Here is a 21129-nt window from a genome sequence, read left to right as displayed (position 1 = left end):
GGGGACACGCACGAGGACTCAGGGGTGGGACGCACGGGCCGTACTTGCATCGTGACGGGTGAGGTGCGCACCCCCACCTGCCCCTAGGATCGACCCGTGGCCCGTTTCCTGCTCGACATCGCCCCCGTGCGGGACATCCCCGCCTTCCGGCGACTGTGGATCGGGTCCACGCTGTCGATGCTCGGAAGCCAGTTCACCGTGATCGCGATCAGCCTGGAAGTGTTCGAGCTGACCGGATCCACGTTCGCCGTGGGGATGGTGGGCTTCTTCGCGCTCGTGCCCCTGATCATCGCAGGTCTCTACGGGGGCAGCATCGGGGACGCCACCGACCGGCGTTCGGCGGGCCTGTGGACCACGTTCGGCCTGTTCATCATGACCGTGGCGTTGGCCGCGCACGCGTGGCTGGACATTGCGAGCGTCGCGGTGCTCTACGGCATCGTGGCCCTGCACTCCTTCGCGCAGGGACTGAACCAGCCCGTGCGCGGTGCGATCGTCCCGCGCCTGGTCCCCATGCGACAACTGCCCGCCGCCAACGCCCTGTTCCAACTGACCATGGGCTCGTGCCTCATGGTGGGCCCGCTGCTGGGCGCGCTCACGGTGGCCGGACTGGGTTTCCGGTGGGCCTACACGGTGGACGCCCTGAGCTTCGCCGTGAGCCTGTGGGCCATGTACAAACTGCCACCCCTGCCGCCCATCCCCGGGGAGGACGGCGCCACGAGCAAGGCCGGTTTCCGTTCCGTCGTGGAGGGGTTCCGGTTCCTGGCCACCCGCCCCAACCTGCGCATGACGTTCCTGCTGGACCTGGCCGCCATGATCTTCGCCATGCCCCGCGCGCTGTTCCCCGTGCTGGGGGCGTCCGCGCTGGGCGGGGACCAGTTCACGGTGGGGCTGCTCACCGCGGCGCTCGCGTCGGGATCCGTCCTCGCGGGAGTCTTCTCGGGAACATTTATTCGCATCAATCACCACGGTCGCGGGTGTGCTGCCGCCGTGGCCGCGTGGGCCGTGTGCATCATGGCGTTCGGTGCGGTGATCCTGGTGGCCTCCGGCGGCTGGGGCCGGGACACCGCGTGGCCCCTCGTCATGTCCTGCCTGGTGCTCGTGGCCGCGGGGGTCATGGACTCGGTGTCCATGCTGTTCCGCACCACCATCCTGCAGGCGGCCACCCCCGACTCGCTGCGCGGCAGGCTCCAGGGCATCTTCATCGTGGTGGTTGCGGGCGGCCCTCGCCTGGGCGACGCCGCGATGGGCACCGGCGGCCAGTGGCTCGGTCCAGGGTTCGCCGCCCTGGTGGGTGCCGTGATCTGCTTCCTGCTCGTGCTGCTGCTCATGCGGATGTTCCCCGGGTTCATGCGCTACGACGCCCGCGACCCGCAACCCTGACCGTCTGCGCCTTCCTCGAGGGGGCTCGTCTTCGGGGACGACGACGCCGCTCGCGCACCCTCGGGTCGCCCGCTCACTCCCATGCCGTTCGCGGGCCGCGGATATCACCCGGCCCGTGGTCTGGATGGGGCCGGCTCCCGCACAATGGAGATCCATCACGTGGCACACCAGGAGGTAAGGGACATGGCGATTCTCGAGGACGGCCGATGGGACGGGAAGATCTTCGACGGGGAGTGGACGGAGGGTTCCGGTGAGCCCATCACGGTGCTGAACCCGGCCTCGGAAGCGGTCCTGGGTCACGTGGGTGCGGCCACGCCGGAGGACGTGTACCGGGCGGCGTCCGCGGCGTCGTCGGCCCAGCAGTCCTGGGCAGCGCTCAAGCCCACCGAGCGCGCGGCCGTGCTGCGCCGGGCGGGGCAGTTGTTCGAGGAGCACGCTGCCGAGGTCGTGGACTGGGTCGTGCGCGAGACCGGCGCCATCCAGCCCAAGGCCGGGATGGAGGCCCACGTGGCCGCGCAGGAATGCTTCGAGGCGTCCGCGCTGCCCACGCACGCGAAGGGCCAGGTGCTGGCCTCGGACGACCCGCACTGGTCGCTCGCACGGCGTCTGCCCGCCGGGGTGGTGTCGGTGATCTCCCCGTTCAACTTCCCCCTGATCCTCTCGATCCGTTCCGTGGCACCCGCGCTCGCGCTCGGTAATGCGGTGCTGCTCAAGCCGGACCCGCGCACGCCCGTGACCGGCGGAGTGCTGATCGCACGCATCTTCGAGGAGGCCGGGCTTCCCGAGGGTGTGCTGCACGTGCTGCCCGGCGGCGGGGACGCCGGTGCGGCCGCCGTGGACGCACCCGAGGTCCGGATCGTGTCCTTCACGGGTTCCACCGAGGCGGGGCGGCACGTGGGCGCGGCCGGTGCCCAGCATCTCAAGCGCACGCACCTGGAGCTCGGTGGCAACAACGCGATGATCGTGCTGCCCTCCGCCGACCTGGACCTGGCCGCGAGCGTGGGTGCTATGGGGACCTTCTTCCACCAGGGTCAGGTGTGCATGACCACGGGTCGGCACATCGTGCACCGGGATGTCTACGAGGAATACGTCCAGCGACTCGCGGACAAGGCGGACGCCCTCGTGGTGGGCGACCCCTCCGAGGGACAGGTCCACCTGGGCCCGATCATCGACGAGAAGCAGCTGAAGTCCGTGGACTCCAAGGTCCAGGAATCGGTGATCGCCGGCGCCACCATCCGGGCGGGTGCCACCCACGACGGGTTGTTCTATCGCCCCACGGTGCTGACTGATCTCACCCCTGAGATGCCGGCGTGGAACCAGGAGATCTTCGGCCCGGTGGCACCCGTGATCGCGGTGTCCTCCGTGGACGAGGCCGTGGCGCTGGCCAACGCCTCCGAGTACGCGCTGTCCCTGTCGATCCTGGGCGAGGTGGGGGAGGCCATGAAGGTCGCGGACCGCGTCACGGCCGGGAAGATCCACATCAACGAGATGACCGTGATGGACGAGGCCACCGCCCCCATGGGTGGGATGAAGGCCTCCGGCACGGGCGTGCACTTCGGTGGGGCGGACGCCAACGTCGAGGCGTTCACCGAGCTGCAATGGGTCACCCTCAGCCCGGAGATCCCGCAGTACCCGTTCTGATCGGGCAATCCCGCCCGGCTCCGAGGATCGCGACGGCGTGTGATTTTGCTGAGCTAAAGCAGCGAACCACCCTCTGAGAGGGGTTTGCGTGTTTTAGCTCAGCGAAATCAGTGCACCCGCACTTGGGAGAGGGTGGGGTTTACCCGGAGATGAGTCGGCTCAGACGTCCCTGCGGGTGCGGCTCGTGACTTTGCTGCGCAGTGTCAGGAGCAGGATGATCACCAGGACCCCGTAGAGCACGAGCACGATCGGACCGCTCACCAGGACCGAGGCGTCACCGTCCGCGCTGATCAGGGCGTCCCGCAGGCTCGTCTCCGCGAGCGGACCCAGGACCATCCCGATGATCAGCGGCGCGAGCGGGTAATCATGCATACGCATCAAGAAGCCGACGAGTCCCACGCCCAGGAGCATGAGCAGGTCGAAGGTGGAGCCGGACGTCGCGTAGATGCCCAGGCCGCAGAACACCGTGATGCCCGCGTACAGGTACGGGCGCGGGATGAGCAGTAGCTTGGCCCACACCATCGCGAACGGCAGGTTGATGATCAGCAGCACGATCATCGCGATGAAGAAGCTGGCCAACAGCGCCCACACGAGATCAGGGGCGCGCTCGAACAGCAGCGGTCCCGGTTGCAGCCCGTACTGCCGGAACGCGGCGAGCATGATGGCGGCGGTCGCGGAGATGGGCAGGCCCAGCGCGAGCAGCGCACCCATGGCCATACCGGTGGTGGCGTTGCCCGCGGCCTCGGGTGCGGCAAGACCTCGAATGGCGCCCTTGCCGAATTGCGGGTCGCGACGACGCCGATCCAGCTTGCGTTCCGCGCCGAATGCCAGGAACGTGGGGATCTCCGCGCCGCCGGCCGGGACCACGCCGAACGGCAAGCCGATGGCCGTGCCGCGCAACCATGCCGGGGTGGCCTCCCGCAGTTCCTTGCGGCTCAACCAGGGCCGCCCCTGGGCCTTCAGCATCCTTCCCTGGCTCTGGAACCGGGCGGTCGTGGCGAAATAGATCACCTCACCCAGCGCGAGCACCGCGACCGTGACGGTCACCAGGGAGATCCCGTCGAAGAGGTAGGGGGAGTTCATGGTGAACCGCGGGATGCCGGTCACGGAGTCGATACCCACCACGGCGATCCCCAGTCCCAGGGCGAGGGACAGCAAACCCTTGACCGCGGAGTCCGTCACCACGGAGGACGTGGCCACGAACGCGAACAGGGCCAGGGCGAAGAACTCCGCCGGACCGAACTGGGTGGAGAACTCGGCCAGGAAGGGTGCGAAGAACACGACCACCACGGACGCCACGAAACCACCGATGAACGCCCCGATGGCCGCCGTGGCGAGCGCTTGTGGGGCTCTGCCGGTGAGCGCCATCTTGTGGCCCTCGAACGTGGACGCGATGGCCGAGGCCTGCCCCGGGGTGTTCATGAGGATGCCCATGGTGGAATCCCCGAACAGCCCGCCGAAATACACGCCGGAGAACATGATGAACGCCGCGGTGGGATCCAGGGCGAACGTCACGGGCAGCAGCAGCGCCACGGCCATGGAGGACCCCAGGCCGGGCATGACACCCACGGCGGTGCCCAGGAAGCATCCGAGCACCACCCAGAAGAGGTTCTGCAGGGTGAGCGCCCCGGCGAAACCGTCCAGCAACAGCGAGAGGGTCTCCATCTAGAACCCACCCCCCAGGAGGCCGGAGGGCAGGGACAGTCCCAGGGCCATGTCGAAGGCGATGTACGCGAGGGAACTCACGGTCAGCCCCACGACCAGTGAGAACAGCGGGCGGGTGGAGCCGAAGCCGCGGGCCACGCACCAGAACAGTACGGCGGCGCCGATGATCCACCCCAGGAACTCGAGCAGTAGTGCAAACACCAGGAAACCGCCCACCACCCAGGCGAAGGACCGCCACGAGAATTGGGGCGTGGCGGGCTCGTAGGCACCTACGAACTCGTAGCCGGCATCGTCCGCCGAGGGTGCGGCGTCGTCATCGGCGGGGGAGGTGTGCGCGGTGCTGCCCGTCGACGTCGTCGGGTGGCCTCCAGGGGAACGGTCCGCGGACCGGCGGCGCAGGATCGAGAGCACCTCCACGATCACCAGGGCGTAGATCACGGCCGTCACCACGGCCGGGAAGAACCGGGGCCCGGGGAAGTCCACCGACTCCGGGACGGACATGCTGAGCATGCCCACCAGCAGGTACGTCGCGAAAGCCGCGAGCACCAAGGGCATGGTCAGCTCGGACAGCAGCGACCGGTGCGCGGAGGGCGGCGCCTCCTGCGGGGGTGGTGCGGACGCCGGGGTCGACCCGGTCACCTGTGATGTCACAGTCCCAACTCCTTGTAGAGGCCCTGGATGCGGGTCTTCTCGTCCGCGAGGAAACGGGTGAGCTCCTCGCCCGTGATCACGTTCTCGTTCCAGTTGAAGCGTTCGATGGCCTCCCGCCACTGCGGTGTGGCGATCGTTTCCCGCACGATGGTCTCGAGCTCGGTCTTCTCCTCCGGCGTGATCCCACCCGGTGCCACGAGCAAGCGCCAGTTGGCCAGGGTGACGTCGAAGCCCTGCTCCACGGTCGTGGGGATCTCCACCCCGGGCACGGGTCCGCGGGCCACGATGCCCAGGGCCCGCAACCGCCCGGACTCGATCTGGTCGATGGAATCCGGGTACCCGCTGGCCGCGGCGGCCGCCGTGCCGTTGAGCAGGGCCTGGGTGGATTCACCGCCGCCGTCCGAGGACACGTAGATCATGTCCTTGGGTGCCAACCCGGTACTGATCGCCATCTCGGTCACGACCAGCTGGTCGAAGGAACCGCCTCCGGTCCACGGGACCTTGCCGGGGGTCTTGGCCCACGCCGTCATGAGTTCCTTCAGGGACGTGTACGGGGAATCGCCGGGGACCACGATCACGTCGTACTCCTCCACCACCACGGCCAGGGGATTCACGTCCGCGTAGGTGGTGGCGGAGTCGTACTGGATGGTGGCCGCCAACTGACCCGTGCCACCCACCATGAGGTTGTTGGCCTTGCCGGAGAGGATCTCCAGGTTCCCGAGCGCGATGGTCCCGCCGGCACCCGGGATGTTCACCACCTGGGTGTTGTTCACGATGCCGTTGGCCCGTTGGGCCTGCTGCATCTCCCGGGCCACGGTGTCCCACCCGCCGCCCGCGGCCGCCGGGGCGATAATGGTCAGCGACGAACGGAGGTCGTTGCCGCCGGAGGCCGATGCGATGGACCCCGCCGTCGCGGTTCCGATGGTCCCCAGGGCCACGAGTCCCCCGAGACCGTAGGTCAGGAACGTGCGGCGGTCGGGGGAGTGGGTGGAGCTCATGGATTCTCCCGGGATTCGCGGTAAGGGGGATTCCCGCGCCCACGGGGCCGCGAGAAGTGTGACTGAGGATACACATACCCCCACGTGGGAGGCGGTACCGACGCGGACCCCGGGATTCACCGAGCCGGCACCGGTTCACCGCCCGGGGGTGATCTCGCCCCGCCCCGGAACCTGCCCCCAGATGGATCGCGCACAGAGAAGAGGACCCATGGCCATCATCCTTGCCGCCGCCGAGACTCCGGCCGGTCACGCCGCCCGCGACTTCGCCGTGCAGGAAGCCCGGCGTCGCGACACCGACCTCGTGGTGTTCCCCGTGGACGGGAACGAGCCGGATCTGTCCGCGATCCCGTATGAGCGCGCGAGCGTGGAGCATGCCGCCGCCCGCAGCCGCAATGCCGTGGGGGATCTGGTGGACGCCACCAACCGCGCGGAGATCGACGCCGTGGTGGTGGGGGTCCGACGGCGGTCCCCCGCGGGCAAGATCTTCCTGGGTTCTTCCGCGCAGCAGATCATCCTGGAATCCGCCGTCCCCGTGATCGCGGTGAAACCCGCTCCGGGACGCTGACCCTGCCCGCCTCGGCGGGTGACTGATCCCCTTACCCTGGTGCGGTGCCTTCCTTCCGCTCACACCCGAACCCCCGCGCGCCCCAAGACGCCCGCCCCTCGGAGCCCGATCCCGGAGGTCTCCACCGCGGGGGCCCCGCAGCTTCCGAGGAGCCCGTGACGCCCGAGGGTCCGGCAACGCCGTCGGATCCTGGGACCCCGTCCAAGACCGCGGGCGGGAAGAGCCTGAACCGCCAGATCCTCGCGCTCGCCGTCCCGGCGTTCGGAGCGCTGATCGCGGAGCCGCTGTTCCTGCTAGCGGACTCGGCGATCATCGGCCACCTGGGCACGGCGCAGCTCGCGGGGGTAGGGATCGCCGCGACGGTGGTGCAGACGGTCGTGGGACTCATGGTCTTCCTGGCCTACAGCACCACCCCCGCGGTGGCCCGGCACGTGGGTGGCGGCAGACTCGCCGATGCCCTGCGCGTGGGTCGGGACGGGCTGTGGACCGCCGCGGGTCTCGGGGTGCTGCTCGCCGCGGCGGGCGCCGTGGCCGTTCGTCCCCTGCTGCGCGCCCTGGGTGCGGAGGGCGAAGTGCTGGAGCACGCGACGTCGTACGCGCTGTGGTCCCTGCCCGGACTCGTGGCCATGCTGATCGTGCTGGCCGCCGTGGGTGTGCTGCGAGGTCTGCAGGACACGACCACCCCGCTCGTGATCGCGGGCGTGGGCGCCGCCGTGAACGCGGGGCTGAACGTGGCGCTCGTGTACGGCGCGCAGCTGGGCGTCGCGGGCGCGGCGATCGGCACGAGCATCACGCAGTGGGCCATGGCAGTGACGTACCTGATCATGCTCACCCGGCAGTTCCGACGGCGCGGCGTGAGCCTCGCGACGTCCTGGGCCGGGGTGCGCACGCACCTCACGGTGGGGACATGGCTCATGCTGCGCACCCTGTCCCTGCGCGCCGCGATCCTGGTGACCGTGGTGGTGGCCACGGCGCAGGGGGCCGAGAACCTCGCGGCCTACCAACTGACCATGACGATCTTCAACTTCCTGGCCTTCGCACTGGACGCCCTGGCCATCGCCGCCCAGGCGCTGCTGGGCAAGGAACTCGGCGCCCGGGACCTGCAACGGCGCTCGGAACGCGAACATGTCCGGAGGCTCATGCATCGACTGATCCGGTGGGGTCTGGGCTTCGGCGTGGTCACGGGCGTGATCGTGGGTCTGCTCGGGCCGCACCTGGGCTTCCTCTTCACCTCGTCGCGGGACGTCCAGGTGATCTTCGGGGTCGCGTTGATCGTCGTGGCCGTGGGTCAGCCCCTCGCGGCATTCGTGTTCGTGCTCGACGGCGTTCTGATCGGCGCCGGCGACGCTCGCTATCTCGCCCTGGCCGGGGTCATCAACCTGGTCGTGTACGCGCCCCTGTTGTGGCTCGTTCTCGAACGGGGTGGGAGCGGCACCGCGGGCGCGGCGTGGCTCTGGGTTGCGTACGCGGGCGGGTACATGGGCGCCCGTGCCGTGACCCTGGGTCTGCGCATCCGCGGGGACCGGTGGATGTTCGCGATGGCGTGAGCGGCCCGCGGAGCCGGCCCGGCGCCAGGAGGCTCCGTGCGGCGTCGTCACAGGCCTGAAATCGCGTGGTGGACCGCGCCGTTGCAGGGTGCGGAGACTATCCTGGAGGTATGAACAACGACGTTCTGAACACCTCGTCCAACGCTCCCGTCCTGGTGGGTATTGATGGTTCCGAGATCGCGCTGCGCGCCCTCGACCGTGCCCTCACGGAGGCGGCCGCCCGCAAAGTCCCGGTGCGCCTGTTGTGCGCGTTCCCCGTCGCGGTCGTGGGGGATCCAGGCCTGGAACAGCGCTTCCACGACGCCGTGAAGGCGGAGAGCGAATCCCATCTCGAGGCCGCCGGGGAGTACGCCCGCTCCCACGCCCCGGACGTCGAGATCCGCAAGGTCCTGGGCGAGGGCGACGCCGCTCGGGCCGTCCTGCACGCCGCCAAGGACGCGTGCCTGGTGGTCATGGGCAAGCGCGGCAAGGGCGATGCCCTGCGGGGTCGGCTGGGCTCGGTCTCCGCGGCCGTGGCGGCCCACAGCCCCGTGCCCGTGATCGTGGTCCCGCCCGGAACCCACGAGGACGACTCGGACGCGGAAATCGCCCGCGAGGAGGGCCGGGACGGCAAGGACGTGCGCGTCTCCGACGACGAGGCCCAGGGTGGAACCCGCACCCCTGCCTCCGAGATGGACTTCTCCGGCTCCGTGGTCGTGGGCGTGGACGGCGCGGGGGAGAAGAACCCCGCGGTAGCGCACGCGATCCAGTACGCCCTGTCCCATGACGCGACCCTGAGCCTCGTCTCCGTGAACGGCGCCCTGTCCGGGACCCCGGAGTGGTTCCAGGACCAGTACAACCAGACCTACTACTTCCAGGAATCGCTTGAACGGCTCTCAGAACTGGCGCGCACCATTGCTGAGCGGGAACCCCGGCTGCGGGTCACTCAGCACGCGTTCCTGGGCCGCCCCGGCCGGGTGCTCGTGCAGGCCACCCGGACCGCGGACCTTGTGGTCGTGGGCTCCCGCGGGATCGGTGGGTTCACGGGTCTGTTGCTCGGATCCGTGTCCCAGGCCGTGCTGAGCTCCGCTGCCGGGCCCGTGATGGTGGTCCCCAGCGGGCGCTGAGTCCCGATCCGCACTCCCCCTCGAAACACAGTTAAGAAACTAGGTGCAGACAGATGACACAGAACATCGTGGTGGCGTACGACGGTTCCGATCACAGTGAGCGGGCCCTGGACTGGGCGATCCTCGAGGCCCAGAAGCGGCAGGAGCCGTTGAAGATCGTGCTCTCCACGGGCCGCCAGACCGGCCTGGACCAGTCCATCTATGGAGCCTTCGCGGATGCGCTGCACCAGGAATCGGAGCGGCTGGCCAAACGCGCCGTGGAGAAGGCCAAGGCGGGCGGCGTCACCGGGCAGGGCATCATCGAGCGCGGCGACGCCGCCGGCGTGATCGTCTACGAGGCCCAGGACGCCTCCGTGGTGGTCCTCGGCAAGCGCGGGCACCACGGGGTGCGCGGGCGCGTGGGTTCGGTCTCCGCCGCGGTGGCCGCCCACTCCGCCGCGCCCGTGGTGATCCTCCCGGAGGAGTGGCGCCCTGACGAACGTGAGACCCGGCCCGAGGGTGAGAGCTTCGAGGGTCGCGTGGTCGTGGGCGTGGACAAGCTCGGCGCCAAGAACGAGGCGGTCCCGCAGGCCGCCCGGTACGCCGCGGATCACGGGCTGCGGCTCGCGATCGTGAGCGTGGTCCCCACCACGAGCTACCTGCCCATGAACTCCGCCGAGCTGGATCGCGCCGTGCAGGAACAGCTCATGGCCCCGGCCAAGGATCTCACCGATTCCGTGGCCGAGGAACTGCGCAAGGACTTCCCGGACCTGGAGATCGAGACCCGCGTGCTGGAGGGCCGCCCCGCGGACGCACTCGTGGACGCCTCCCGCACCGCCGAGCTGCTCGTCATGGGCACCCGCGGGTACGGCGGGTTCCGCGGTCTGCTCATGGGTTCGGTGTCCCAGGCCGCACTCGCGGACGCCGAGTGCCCCGTGATGGTGGTCCCCACCGCGCGCCGCTGAGTCGGGCGCTCTCGAAACCCACTGGGTCTCGAGAGCAACGCGCCGCCGGGATCGCAGGGCCGCGCGGCGTCGTCGTACCCGCACCCTGGCCTGCGAGAACCTGTGCCGACCAGCATGTGACGAAACCCGGGAGGATCCGTGGACACCGAGACGCTCAGGATGGCGCCCCTGCGGCGCATCATCACGACCGGCGCGCTGGGGGCGGTGCTCGTCGCGGGAGTCGCCGCTCCCGCCCACGCCCTGGACGTGCCACCCCGCCCCACCGAGGGTGCGGTGCAGGACCAGGCGGACCTGCTGACCCCGGACCAGGAAGCACAGCTGAACCGATTGATCGGGGAGAAGAACTCCGAGAACGAGTACATCCGCGCGGCCGTGCTCACGGTGGACGACACCCAGGGAGAGAGCATCGAGGACTACTCCCGCACGGTGGCCACGGACTGGGGCGTGGGAGACGACGGCCGCAACAACGGGGTGCTCGTGGTCGCGGACATGGGCGAACGTGAGCTGCGCATCGAGGTCGCGGACGGGGCCCGCGAGGTGCTCTCGGACAGGGACGCCCGGAACATCATGCAGGACGAGCTGGAACCGGGGTTCAAGAAAGAGGATTACGCGGGAGCGTTCACGAACACCATCGCCGAGGTCTACGACGAGGCGAATCCGCAAGCGGCCGCTGATCGGGAGGCCACGAGCAACATGTCGGCCCGTGTGGTCCTGGGGCTCGTGGGCGTGACGGTCCTGGTGGTCCTGCTGAGCTGGTGGCGCCATCACCGGCAGAACAAACGGATCCGGGAGCAGGCGGAGGGCGAGATCGAGCAGTTCCAGCGGGAGCACCCGGACGAGGAGATCACGGACGGGATGCGCCAGGCGTACTACAAGTACCGCCTCCAGAACCGCAAGGCCCCCGGGCTCAACGACAAACCCAATCGGGCCAAGGACGCGGACGGCATCGAGCACGAGATCCGGTACGCGCCCACGTTCCGCTCGTGGTTGCCGCTCTACGTGATGTACCCGGCGGTGTACAACGGTTCGGCGGCATCCTCGGCGGGGTCGTCGTTCGGGAGCTCGTCCCCGTCGTCCTTCGGCGGGGGCGGCGGGTTCACCGGCGGGGGTTCATCAGGGAGTTTCTGACCAGGGACGTTCCGGGAACGTCTCTTCGATACTCCGAGCGGCCGCCGCGGGACGAACGCGGGGCCGTGGCCCGCGCTATGCGTTCGCGCCCGTCCGGACCATGCTCAGCAGTTCCTCGTGCACGGTGGTCTCTCCCATGAGCTCGGGGTGGAAACTGATGCCCAGGACATTGGCCTGGCGAACGGCCACCACCGTGTCGCGGTAGCGGGCCAGCACCTGCACACCGTCCCCCACCTCGGTCACCGAGGGTGCTCGGATGAAGGCCGCGCGGACGACGCCGCTCGGGGCCATCGCGGTGTCGTCGTCCGTCTCCGCGTGGCCAGCGGTGCCGGCCCAGGGGAGCGAAACTTCCGCGGAGTCGACCTGGGAGCCGAACGCATTGCGGTCCACCGTGACGTCCAGAACACCCAGGCTCTGCTGCCCCGGCGCGGGATCCGCAATCCGCGTGGACAGCATGATGAGTCCCGCGCACGTGCCCAGAGTGGGCAGGCCGGCGCGGATGACCCGCTGGAGGGGCTCGAACAGACCGAACGTGCGGCACAGCCGGTCCATCGTGGAGGACTCACCCCCGGGCAGGACGAGCGCGCCCACGGCGGGAGCGCCGTCGTCGCCTAGCAGGTCCGAGACGGAACGGACGCGAACCGCCCGGGCACCCAGCGATTGGAGCATCGCCAGGTGCTCGGCCACCCCGCCCTGCAGCGCCAGGACACCGACGGTGGGGGCGGAGCTCACCAGCCGCGCTCCGCGAGGCGGTGGGGTGCGGGCAGGTCCGCCACGTTGATGCCGACCATGGCCTCGCCCAGGCCGCGGGAGGCCTCTGCGATGCGGGCGGGATCGTCGTAGTAGGCGGTCGCGGCCACGATGGCGCGGGCGCGCTCGGCGGGGTTGCCGGACTTGAAGATGCCCGAGCCCACGAACACGCCGTCCGCACCGAGCTGCATCATCATGGCGGCGTCCGCGGGGGTCGCGATCCCCCCGGCGGTGAACAGCACCACGGGGAGCTTGCCCGTGCGGGCGACCTCCGCCACCAGCTCGTACGGCGCGGACAGTTCCTTGGCCTTGACGTAGAGGGCGTCCGGGGTGGAGGTGTAGAGGCCCTGCAGCTCGGCGATCTGGGCGCGAATGGTGCGGATGTGCTTGGTGGCCTCGGAGACGTCCCCCGTTCCGGCCTCGCCCTTGGAGCGGATCATGGCCGCGCCCTCGGTGATCCGGCGCAGCGCCTCACCCAGGTTGGTCGCACCGCACACGAACGGGACGTTGAAGCGGTGCTTGTCGATGTGGTTGACGTAATCGGCGGGGGAGAGCACCTCGGACTCGTCGATGTAGTCCACCTTGAGGTGCTCGAGCACCTGGGCCTCCACGAAGTGCCCGATCCGCGCCTTGGCCATCACGGGGATGGACACCGAGTCGATGATCTGCTCGATCAGATCGGGATCACTCATGCGCGCCACGCCACCCTGGGAGCGGATGTCCGCGGGAACGCGCTCGAGCGCCATCACAGCCACGGCTCCGGAGTCCTCGGCGATCCGGGCCTGCTCAGCGGTGACCACGTCCATGATCACACCGCCCTTGAGCATGTCGGCCAGGCCGCGCTTGACGAGACGCGATCCGGTCACGGGGGTGGGGTTCTGGGCGGAGGTCTGCAAGGTTTCGGTCATGGCCTCCATCCTGGCAGCGTGGATGGTCCATTGACAGAGCCAAAATCGACGAAATGAAGTGGTCCACTTACGCAACGACCGGCACTTAATCCGCGGCCTCTGGCAGCCGTCGATCGAGACGCTATCGAAATCTAAGTAAGTATAAAAATATTCATATAACGCTTTACACTTCGGTACATGGACCTCGCAGCCAACCCCTACAGCCCCGGATCCGGGCTGCGTCCCAAGGTGCTCAGTGGCCGGGAGGCAGAGATTTCCGCCTTCGACCTCATGATCGCGCGCGCCAAGCTCCACCGCCCCAACAGGGGCATGGTGCTCACGGGTCTACGGGGAGTCGGAAAGACCGTTCTGCTCAACGTCCTGCGTGCGCACGCGGACAATCACGGCTGGCTCACCGTCCAGCTGGAGGGGCGGCCGGAGGCTCGGGGCAGGCAGGACGTGAGAGACAGGTTCGCCCGGGAACTCGTGGTGGCGGCTCGGCGTCATCTCGGCCGTCACCCCGGTCAGTTCTTCGCTGATGCGCTCACGACCATCCAGTCCTTCAGTGTCTCCGTGGGGACGAGCGGTGTCTCGGCCAGTGTCGATCTTCATCCCGTACGCGCGCAGTCCGGGCGGATCGACATCGATCTGGAAGAGCTGGTCGAGGATCTCAGCGAACCACTGAAGGCACAGCACAGCGCATTCGGCCTGTTCATCGACGAGATGCAGGACCTGGACCCGGACATGATGAGCGCAATCGTCACGGTCCAGCACATCGCGGGCCAGCGTGACTGGCCGTTCTACGTGATCTGCGCCGGTCTACCGAACCTTCCCACGATCCTGAGCGCCACACGCAGTTATGCGGAAAGACTCTTCGACTACCGGGTCATCGGACCGCTGGACCCGGAGCAAGCGCGATACGCGGTGGCACGCCCGGCCAAGGACGTGGGCGCCGAATTCGACACCGAGGCGCTGAACGCCATCGTCGCGGCGTCGGGTGGTTATCCGTACTTCATCCAGGAGTTCGGGAAAGCAGTGTGGGAAGTCGCGCCGACCACGCCGTTCACGGTCGAGGACTCGAGGGTGGCCATCGAGAAGGGGTGGGCGCAACTGGACTCCGGATTCTTCCCGGCCCGCTGGGGCAGGGCGACGCCCAAGGAGCGCGAGTACATGAGCGTCATGGCGGTGGACGGTGCGGGCCCCTCCCGCACGGGTGAACTCGCAGCCCGGCTCGGTACCAAGGCCAGCAGCCTGGGCCCTACAAGAGCGCAACTGATCCAGAAGGGGATGATCTACGCTCCCGATCACGGTCAGGTGGCGTTCACCGTTCCCGGCATGGCCGGCTTCATCGCCCGGCAGTCCCGGGAATGAGGCACGCCAGGGACACCGACCTCCCCCTGACCGTCGATCGCACCGCGAGCACGGGTCTGGGGGAGCAGCTCGTGCGGCAGATCCGCGAGCTCGTGGCGCGCGGGGTGCTGCGCCCGGGCGACCCCCTGCCCTCGTCCCGGGCCCTGGCCGCCCGGTTGGGAATCTCGCGCGGAACGGTCACGTCCGCGTGGGACGTCCTCGCGGGTGAGGGCTACCTCGTGGCCGATCGCGGTGCCACGCGGATCACCCCGCATCTGGACATGCGGCGCGATACAGGGCCCGTTGCCCGTGCTGCCGCTGCGACCGCCGATGCTCCTCGAGCCCGCCCGTCCGGCCCGGTGCCCGGGGGCGACGCCGCGGCGTCGCCCCGCGCCGGACAGCATCCCACCCCCACGCCGCCTCGTGCTGACATACCGGCCGCGGGCATTCCCGCCCCGACGACGTCGCCCGCGCTCCCTTCGCAGCGCACGGCCCGTCGGTCCGCGGTGCGGCCCGAGATGATCGACCTGCGCCCTGGGAAGAGCACCATCACGTCCCTGGACACCCCCGCGTGGCGCGGGGCGTGGCGGGACGCGGCGAGCGGCGTCGCCACGGGGCGCACGCTGCGTACCGATCTGCGGGACCACCTCGCGGACTACCTGCGGCTCAATCGCGGGATCGTGCGTTCTCCCGAGGACATCCTCGTCACCGCGGGCGTGCGGGACGGGTTGCAGCTCGCGTTGCGGGTGCTGGGGCTCGCGCGCGGCAGGAGGCTGCGCGTGGCCGTGGAGAATCCCGGGTACCCCGCGCTTCGTCGTGTGGTGCGCGCGCTCGGGCACATCGCCCTGCCGGTGGGGGTGGACGAGCACGGTCTCGTGCCCGAGCATCTGCCCAGCGGGTGGTGGGGCGCGGCGGGGCGGTGGGACGTCGCCCCCGCGCCGGACGCCATCGTGCTCACGCCCGGACACCAGTACCCGCTGGGCGGGACCATGCCCGTGACGCGCCGGATGGAACTGCTCGCGTGGGCCCGTGAGCACGGCGCGCTCGTACTCGAGGACGACTACGACTCCGAACTGCGCCACAGCGCCCAACCCCTGCCCGCCCTCGGGGCATTGGACACCGCCCGGGACACCGTGGTGACCCTGGGCAGTTTCGCCAAGGTGCTCGGCAGTTCCGTGGGCGTGGGGCACCTCGTGGCCCCGGATTCCCTTCTCCCGGACCTCGAACGCACGCGTGCGGAGCTGGGTTCGCCCGTCTCGCTCATCGCCCAGGAAGCGCTCGCGCGGTTCATGGATTCGGGGGAGTTCCAGCGCCACACGGCCAGGATGCGCCGCTCCTTCCGACGACGCCGCTCGCTGCTCTCCGACGTCCTCGGCGACCTCCCGCACGTGAGCGTTCTGCCCATGGCCGGCGGTGCCCACGCGGTGCTCACCGTCCCGGACGAGGACGCCGCGATCGAGCGCGCACGACGCCGCGGGGTCCTCGTGGGTGCCCTGGGTGCGTACTGGACGGGGCAGGGCCGCAAGGGTGGTGAACGTGGTGGGGCAGGGGCGTCGTCGTCGCTGACGGAAGCGGACCGGGGACCCGACGAACGGGGCGGGGTGGTGCTGGGCCTGACCGCGCCGGACCGGGACGTGGAACGCGGTGCCCGGATGCTGCGGGAGGTGCTGGGCGAGCCCTGAACCCGTCCAGGGAAGCTCGTTAGACTGGGCGGGACATCCCCGGCAGATTCAGGAGTTCTCGGCGTGCCCCAACAGATTTCCGCACCGCACGGCGGGCAGGACCGCGGCAGGTCCCGCGGGGCCGACGTGCGCCACGACCTGTGGGGACCCACCCTGCTGCGCGCCGTGGTGGCGCTGATCTTCGCGGCGGTGACCGTCTTCTGGCAGGAACCGTCCCTCGGGACGGGCCGGTGGGTCATGGCGTTCTTCCTGGTGGGAACGGGCGTCTCCGCGATCTTCCTGCAGCTGCGCCTGAACCGCCGCGAGGACGTGGACCTGGGCCCGAGCCGGAACATCCCGCAGTCCTACGGTGTGCTGTACGTCCTGGGCGGTGTGCTCACCGCGGTGGTCGCGAGCAGTGACTGGCTCTTCGTCCTGTTCTCCGCCGTGATCCTGGGCCTGTGCGGGATCACCGAACTGGTGTTGGGCATGCGTTTCCGCGGGCAGTTCCCGATGGGTCGTGACTGGACGCTGTGCGGCGCGGTGACCGTGTTCGCGGCCATGGGCATGGTGCTCGTGGAGACCCTCGGAACCAAGGCGGAACTTGGTGTGGTGGGCGGTGCGGCCATCATCATCGGCGTCACCCAGCTCATCGCCGCACTGAGCCTGCGCCACGATGCGCGCGCAGCGGACAAGGCCCTGACGGACCCGGGCCGTACGGCCTGAACGCGTAGACTGACACGTTGAACTCGCGGGCGGATTCCCTACCCCCGCCCCACACCCCGACCACCGCCAGGAGGAATCACGTGGCCCAGCGCACTGAGCACAATGGCCGGCGCAGAACCGATATCAAGGGGCCTCTGATCATCTCGGCCGTTCTGGCGGTCGTGGCCTTCGTGGTGGTGTCCGTGGTGGCCGCGGGCGGCACGGACAACGCCGCCCGCGTGGGCCTGGGCCTGATCGCGGCGGGCATCGCGTTCATCGCCTCCGTGGTGGTGTGCGCGACCCTCATGCTGCTCGAGAAGCCCAACGCGGAAGAGCTCGGTCAGGGCACGGGCGTGAACCGGTCCTCCGCCAAGCTGTACGCGGAGAACAAGGCCCGCCGGCAGGCCGAACAGGCGCGCGGGGAAGGCTCGGGGACGACGTCGTCCGGTACCGGCGGTGCCGCGGGGGCGGCAACCACCGACGAACCCCAGTTCGGCCAGCGCGTGCGCCCGGACACCAAGGGCGAGGAGCCGGGCTCGAGCGCTCGCTGACCGCAGGGATCAGGGCTCCTATAGAGAGCGGAGGCCCCGGGGAACCAGTGGTTCCCCGGGGCCTCGCTTTCTTACGCCGTGTCACCCGTGCCGTGCGGCTCTGGTCGCGTGACCCGTGCTGGGCGGCCGTGCGACCGGCTGGTCAGCGCGCGAACCGCTTCAGTCGCAACGAGTTCAGCACCACGAACACCGAGCTGAAGGCCATGGCGGCGCCGGCGATCATGGGGTTCAACAACCCCAGGGCCGCCACCGGAATGGCCACGGTGTTGTAGGCAAACGCCCAGAACAGGTTGGACTTGATGATGTGCAGCGTCTGCCGGGAGAGCTTGATCGCCAGCGGGATGGCCGTGAGGTCACTGCGCACCACGGTGATGTCCGCGGCCTGCATGGCGGCATCCGTGCCGGAACCCATGGCGATGCCCAGGTCCGCGCGGGTCAGGGCGGGGGCGTCGTTGACGCCGTCACCCACCATGGCCACCACGCGGCCCTGCGACTGCAGCTCTTCCACGGCCTGGACCTTGCCGTCCGGGGTGACGTCCGCGATCACGTCTTCCGGGGCGATCCCCACGTGGGCGGCCACGGAACGGGCCACGGCGGCATTGTCCCCCGTGAGCAGCACCGGGCGCAGCCCGAGCCGCTGGAGTTCCGCGATCGCGGCCGGGGCCTCGTCCTTCACGGTGTCCTGCAGGTCGATGAACCCGGCCACGCGCCCGTCCACGGCCACGAGGATGGTGGTGAAACCGTCCTCGCGGGCGCGGCGCAGGGCCTCGGACTCGTCCGCGGTCAGCCGGATCCCGTTCTGGGTGAGCCAGGATTCCCGGCCCACCACGACGGCGCGCGCGTTCATGCCGTCCGGGACGTACCCCTTGACGCCGCCGCCCGGGGCGGACTCGAAGCGGGAGACCTCGTAGCGGTGGGGCGTGGCTGCGGTGATCGCCTGGGCGATCGGGTGCTCGGAGTAGCTCTCCACGGCCGCGGCCAGATCCAGCACCTGATCCCGCGACCACGAGTTCACCGGCGTCACGGTGGTCACCGCCATGTCCCCGTGGGTCACGGTCCCGGTCTTGTCCAGTACCACGGTGTCCACCGAGCGGGTGTCCTCCAGTACCTCCGCGGAGGTGATCAGGATGCCCAGCTGAGCGCCGCGCCCGGTCCCGGTCAGCATGGCCGTGGGGGTGGCCAGACCCAGGGCGCACGGGCACGCGATCACCAGGACGGAGACCGCCGCGACGAACGCCTGGTTCAGTTCCCCGGACACGAGCCACCAGATCGCGAAGGTCAGCACCGCGATACCCATGACCACGGGCACGAACACGGCAGAGATCCGGTCCGCGAGACGCGCCACGGGGGCCTTGGTGGCCTGCGCGCGCGCCACGGTTCGGCTCATGGAGGCGAGCACGGTGTCCGCACCCACGTGGGTCGCCCGCGCCAGCAGACGACCCGTGGTGTTCACGGTGGCACCCGTGAGTTCATCCCCCGGGCCCACCTCCACGGGAACGGATTCCCCGGTGAGCATGGAGGCGTCCACGGCGGACTCGCCCTCCACGACCAGGGCGTCCGTGGCGATCTTCTCGCCCGGGCGCACCGTGAAGGTGTCCCCCACGCGCAGCTCGGACACGGGCACCGTGCGTTCGGTGCCGTCCTCATCCACCACGGTGGCTTGCTGCGCGCCGAGATCCAGCAACGCCTTGAGTGCCTCACCCGAACGGGATTTGGCGCGCGCTTCGAGCCAGCGGCCCAGCAACAAGAACGTGGTGATGATGGCCGCGGACTCGAAGTACAACTGGTGGCTGGACATGTCCATGGCCATGTCTGGATGGGCATGGGCGGTCATGTCCGGCTCCACGAGCAGGTGGCCCAGCGAGAACAGGTAGGCCGCGGTCACGCCCAGGGACACCAGGGTGTCCATGGTCGTGGAAAGGTGGCGCGCGTTCACGGCGGTGGCCTTGTGGAAAGGCCAGGCCGCCCACGTGACCACGGGCAGTGTCAGCAGCGCGGCCACCCAGCCCCAGTGGGAGAACTGCGCGCCGGGGACCATGGAGATCACGAAGACCGGCACGGAGAAGACCGCGGCCACGATGAACCGCTTCTTGAGGTCGCTCATCCGCCGTTGCGCGGGGGTGGTCTCGAGCGCGGGATCCCGGTGCTCGTTCTCGGCCCGCAGGGTCTCCTCGGCGGTTCGCTCGGGGGTTGTCTCCGAGGACGCATGCCCGCGGGGGTATGCGTCGGTCGTCCCGAGTGCCGATGACGCCCCGCCCCGCGTACCCGCGTGAGCGGCGTCGTCGGCTTGTCTGGGCGTTTCGGCAGGAGCGGAGGCCCGCTGCACGCGGTCCCCACCCGTGATCTCGGCGCCGTAACCGGCGTTGCGGATGGTGTCCAGGATCTGCTCGTCGGAGACGTCTCCGGGGACCTTGACGGACGCGGACTCCAGGGCCAGGTTGACCGCGGGATCCACGCCGTCGATCTTGCGCAGCTTCCGTTCGATCCGCCCAACGCAGGACGCGCACGTCATGCCCGTAATCCGCAGATCCAGATCACGCAGCGGCCCGTGCACCTGCGGCTCGGCAATGGCCGGTTCAGACGATGGCATACCCGGCCTCTTCCACAGCCGCGGAGATCTCGTCCGAGGTCAGTTCGCGCGAGCTTTCGATGGTCACGGGGGAGACGCCGCCGGCGTTGAGGTCCACGGCCACGGAGGTGACGCCGGGGACCTCGGCCAGTTCCTCCTTCACGGAGGCGACGCAGTGTCCGCAGGTCATGCCGGAAACGTTGACGGTGGTGTTCATGGGATTCTCCTCGATGCTCGTGATTCTCTTGCCGGGCTGTACGGCCCGAAGTCCTGGTAGCCGCGGCATGGGCCGACGGCGCCCGCTCAGCTCTTGACGAGCCGCGCGATCGCGGCGTTGGCCTCCGCGAGTTTGGCGTCCATGTCCGAGGTGTCCCCGGAGTCGTGGGCGGCCTCCACGGCGTGCTTGACGCAGTGACCCAGGTGCTCCTCCATGAGCCCCAGGCTCACGGATTTCAGGGCGGACTGGATGGCGGAGATCTGGGTGAGGACGTCGATGCAGTAGGTGTCCTCATCGATCATCCGCTGCACACCGCGCACCTGACCTTCGATGCGCTTGAGACGCCGGGCGTAGGCCGCCTTGTCCTGGGTGTACCCGCGGGTGGGGGTCTCGGGGCTGCTCATGGGTCCAAATTATACCCTATGGGGGTATTGTCGCAATGTGGTGGTGGACACGTGCGGGTGCAGGACGGTGCGCATCGAGGTGCGCAGCAGGTCGGTCATCTCGGTTGTGCTGGCCGTGGCGGTGGCCGCGCGCGCCCGGCGGGTCTCAGGGCGGGCGGGGTCCATGGGGGACTGTTGGCTGGCGGGCGTGAGGGTCGTTGGCGTGACCGCCGGAGTCAGGCCGGGGGCGCACCGGCCTTCGTGTGATCTCGTCGCACGACGGCCCCGTTGTGCCGGTATGTGGCCACGATCGCCGCGATGACGAGGCGGCTGGAGCAGTAGAAGAGCGCGCCCTCGATGATGTACAGCACGATGCCGACCATTGTCCGTTCCGCCTCTCGCTTCCCTGCCGATGGGCCGGAGGGGCTCGT

General features: G+C 69.5%; 20 protein-coding genes. 11 read left to right on the top strand and 9 right to left on the bottom strand.

Annotated features, from left to right (window positions below):
* Nucleotides 1-96: 96 nt before the first annotated feature.
* Together Q9R22_RS02120 and Q9R22_RS02115 are read left to right on the top strand one after the other, a co-directional pair.
* Nucleotides 97-1380 (top strand): MFS transporter, encoded by a 1284-nt coding sequence (locus Q9R22_RS02120; protein ID WP_131332116.1) that lies wholly within the window; start codon nt 97-99, stop codon nt 1378-1380.
* A gap of 183 nt (nt 1381-1563) precedes the next feature.
* A complete protein-coding gene (locus Q9R22_RS02115; protein WP_131332117.1) occupies nt 1564-3021 on the top strand; it encodes a benzaldehyde dehydrogenase in 1458 nt (485 codons plus the stop codon).
* Nucleotides 3022-3180: 159 nt separating this feature from the next.
* Here Q9R22_RS02115 and Q9R22_RS02110 read toward each other — a convergent pair whose 3' ends face one another.
* The 3 genes from Q9R22_RS02110 to Q9R22_RS02100 are packed head-to-tail and all read right to left on the bottom strand — an operon-like array spanning nt 3181 to nt 6335.
* Nucleotides 3181-4686: a tripartite tricarboxylate transporter permease gene (locus Q9R22_RS02110; protein ID WP_064846417.1), complete on the bottom strand. Its 1506-nt coding sequence runs from the start codon at nt 4684-4686 to the stop codon at nt 3181-3183.
* The gene (locus Q9R22_RS02105; protein WP_242670549.1) at nt 4687-5337 is read right to left on the bottom strand and encodes a tripartite tricarboxylate transporter TctB family protein; all 651 of its coding nucleotides are present in this window, start codon (nt 5335-5337) and stop codon (nt 4687-4689) included.
* On the bottom strand, nt 5334-6335 hold the full coding sequence (locus Q9R22_RS02100; protein WP_131332118.1) for a tripartite tricarboxylate transporter substrate binding protein: 1002 nt from the start codon (nt 6333-6335) through the stop codon (nt 5334-5336). Before Q9R22_RS02100 ends, Q9R22_RS02105 begins: the two co-directional genes overlap by 4 nt.
* Nucleotides 6336-6543: 208 nt before the next feature.
* Here Q9R22_RS02100 and Q9R22_RS02095 point away from each other — a divergent pair, with 208 nt between their 5' ends.
* From Q9R22_RS02095 to Q9R22_RS02075, 5 genes are all read left to right on the top strand, one after another.
* A complete protein-coding gene (locus Q9R22_RS02095) occupies nt 6544-6900 on the top strand; it encodes a universal stress protein (RefSeq protein WP_131332119.1) in 357 nt (118 codons plus the stop codon).
* Between the two features lie 155 nt (nt 6901-7055).
* A complete protein-coding gene (locus tag Q9R22_RS02090; RefSeq protein WP_396415658.1) occupies nt 7056-8447 on the top strand; it encodes an MATE family efflux transporter in 1392 nt (463 codons plus the stop codon).
* Between the two features lie 110 nt (nt 8448-8557).
* A complete protein-coding gene (locus tag Q9R22_RS02085) occupies nt 8558-9553 on the top strand; it encodes a universal stress protein (protein WP_131332120.1) in 996 nt (331 codons plus the stop codon).
* 53 nt (nt 9554-9606) lie between these two features.
* Entirely contained in the window at nt 9607-10497 is an 891-nt protein-coding gene (locus tag Q9R22_RS02080; protein WP_131332121.1) for a universal stress protein, read from the top strand.
* Between the two features lie 138 nt (nt 10498-10635).
* Nucleotides 10636-11625, top strand: coding sequence for a YgcG family protein (locus Q9R22_RS02075; protein WP_242670550.1), 990 nt, complete (start codon nt 10636-10638; stop codon nt 11623-11625).
* Between the two features lie 75 nt (nt 11626-11700).
* Here the strand turns inward: Q9R22_RS02075 and pdxT are convergent, their stop codons facing one another.
* Together pdxT and pdxS are read right to left on the bottom strand one after the other, a co-directional pair.
* Entirely contained in the window at nt 11701-12357 is a 657-nt protein-coding gene (gene pdxT / locus Q9R22_RS02070; RefSeq protein WP_131332122.1) for a pyridoxal 5'-phosphate synthase glutaminase subunit PdxT, read from the bottom strand.
* A complete protein-coding gene (gene pdxS / locus Q9R22_RS02065) occupies nt 12354-13283 on the bottom strand; it encodes a pyridoxal 5'-phosphate synthase lyase subunit PdxS (protein ID WP_131332123.1) in 930 nt (309 codons plus the stop codon). Before pdxS ends, pdxT begins: the two co-directional genes overlap by 4 nt.
* Before the next feature lie 177 nt (nt 13284-13460).
* Here pdxS and Q9R22_RS02060 point away from each other — a divergent pair, with 177 nt between their 5' ends.
* From Q9R22_RS02060 to Q9R22_RS02045, 4 genes are all read left to right on the top strand, one after another.
* A complete protein-coding gene (locus Q9R22_RS02060; protein WP_131332124.1) occupies nt 13461-14633 on the top strand; it encodes an ATP-binding protein in 1173 nt (390 codons plus the stop codon).
* On the top strand, nt 14630-16294 hold the full coding sequence (locus tag Q9R22_RS02055; protein WP_131332125.1) for a PLP-dependent aminotransferase family protein: 1665 nt from the start codon (nt 14630-14632) through the stop codon (nt 16292-16294). Before Q9R22_RS02060 ends, Q9R22_RS02055 begins: the two co-directional genes overlap by 4 nt.
* Nucleotides 16295-16357: 63 nt before the next feature.
* Nucleotides 16358-16999, top strand: a complete 642-nt coding sequence (locus tag Q9R22_RS02050) for a hypothetical protein (protein ID WP_242670552.1) — start codon at nt 16358-16360, stop codon at nt 16997-16999.
* A gap of 80 nt (nt 17000-17079) precedes the next feature.
* The gene (locus Q9R22_RS02045) at nt 17080-17529 is read left to right on the top strand and encodes a hypothetical protein (RefSeq protein ID WP_131332126.1); all 450 of its coding nucleotides are present in this window, start codon (nt 17080-17082) and stop codon (nt 17527-17529) included.
* 142 nt (nt 17530-17671) lie between these two features.
* Here Q9R22_RS02045 and Q9R22_RS02040 read toward each other — a convergent pair whose 3' ends face one another.
* The 4 genes from Q9R22_RS02040 to Q9R22_RS02025 all read right to left on the bottom strand — a co-directional run bounded on the left by Q9R22_RS02040 (nt 17672) and on the right by Q9R22_RS02025 (nt 21069).
* A complete protein-coding gene (locus Q9R22_RS02040) occupies nt 17672-20119 on the bottom strand; it encodes a heavy metal translocating P-type ATPase (protein WP_311253988.1) in 2448 nt (815 codons plus the stop codon).
* Nucleotides 20106-20315, bottom strand: coding sequence for a heavy-metal-associated domain-containing protein (locus Q9R22_RS02035; RefSeq protein WP_131332128.1), 210 nt, complete (start codon nt 20313-20315; stop codon nt 20106-20108). Before Q9R22_RS02035 ends, Q9R22_RS02040 begins: the two co-directional genes overlap by 14 nt.
* An 86-nt stretch (nt 20316-20401) precedes the next feature.
* A complete protein-coding gene (locus Q9R22_RS02030) occupies nt 20402-20719 on the bottom strand; it encodes a metal-sensitive transcriptional regulator (RefSeq protein WP_035960928.1) in 318 nt (105 codons plus the stop codon).
* 215 nt (nt 20720-20934) lie between these two features.
* On the bottom strand, nt 20935-21069 hold the full coding sequence (locus tag Q9R22_RS02025; RefSeq protein ID WP_311253987.1) for a hypothetical protein: 135 nt from the start codon (nt 21067-21069) through the stop codon (nt 20935-20937).
* Nucleotides 21070-21129 lie beyond the last annotated feature (60 nt).

Source organism: Kocuria sp. PD6, from assembly GCF_031844145.1.
Classification (GTDB): domain Bacteria; phylum Actinomycetota; class Actinomycetes; order Actinomycetales; family Micrococcaceae; genus Kocuria; species Kocuria marina.
This window is presented reverse-complemented; position numbering and strand designations above follow the sequence as displayed.

Excerpts from the sequence above, each read along its gene's own strand:
- Q9R22_RS02035 (WP_131332128.1), bottom strand. The coding sequence starts at position 20,315 with ATGAACACCACCGTCAACGTTTCCGGCATGACCTGCGGACACTGCGTC.
- Q9R22_RS02095 (WP_131332119.1), top strand. The coding sequence starts at position 6,544 with ATGGCCATCATCCTTGCCGCCGCCGAGACTCCGGCCGGTCACGCCGCC.
- Q9R22_RS02055 (WP_131332125.1), top strand. The coding sequence starts at position 14,630 with ATGAGGCACGCCAGGGACACCGACCTCCCCCTGACCGTCGATCGCACC.
- Q9R22_RS02100 (WP_131332118.1), bottom strand. The coding sequence starts at position 6,335 with ATGAGCTCCACCCACTCCCCCGACCGCCGCACGTTCCTGACCTACGGT.
- Q9R22_RS02080 (WP_131332121.1), top strand. The coding sequence starts at position 9,607 with ATGACACAGAACATCGTGGTGGCGTACGACGGTTCCGATCACAGTGAG.
- pdxS (WP_131332123.1), bottom strand. The coding sequence starts at position 13,283 with ATGACCGAAACCTTGCAGACCTCCGCCCAGAACCCCACCCCCGTGACC.
- Q9R22_RS02040 (WP_311253988.1), bottom strand. The coding sequence starts at position 20,119 with ATGCCATCGTCTGAACCGGCCATTGCCGAGCCGCAGGTGCACGGGCCG.
- Q9R22_RS02115 (WP_131332117.1), top strand. The coding sequence starts at position 1,564 with ATGGCGATTCTCGAGGACGGCCGATGGGACGGGAAGATCTTCGACGGG.
- Q9R22_RS02110 (WP_064846417.1), bottom strand. The coding sequence starts at position 4,686 with ATGGAGACCCTCTCGCTGTTGCTGGACGGTTTCGCCGGGGCGCTCACC.
- Q9R22_RS02030 (WP_035960928.1), bottom strand. The coding sequence starts at position 20,719 with ATGAGCAGCCCCGAGACCCCCACCCGCGGGTACACCCAGGACAAGGCG.
- Q9R22_RS02060 (WP_131332124.1), top strand. The coding sequence starts at position 13,461 with ATGGACCTCGCAGCCAACCCCTACAGCCCCGGATCCGGGCTGCGTCCC.
- Q9R22_RS02085 (WP_131332120.1), top strand. The coding sequence starts at position 8,558 with ATGAACAACGACGTTCTGAACACCTCGTCCAACGCTCCCGTCCTGGTG.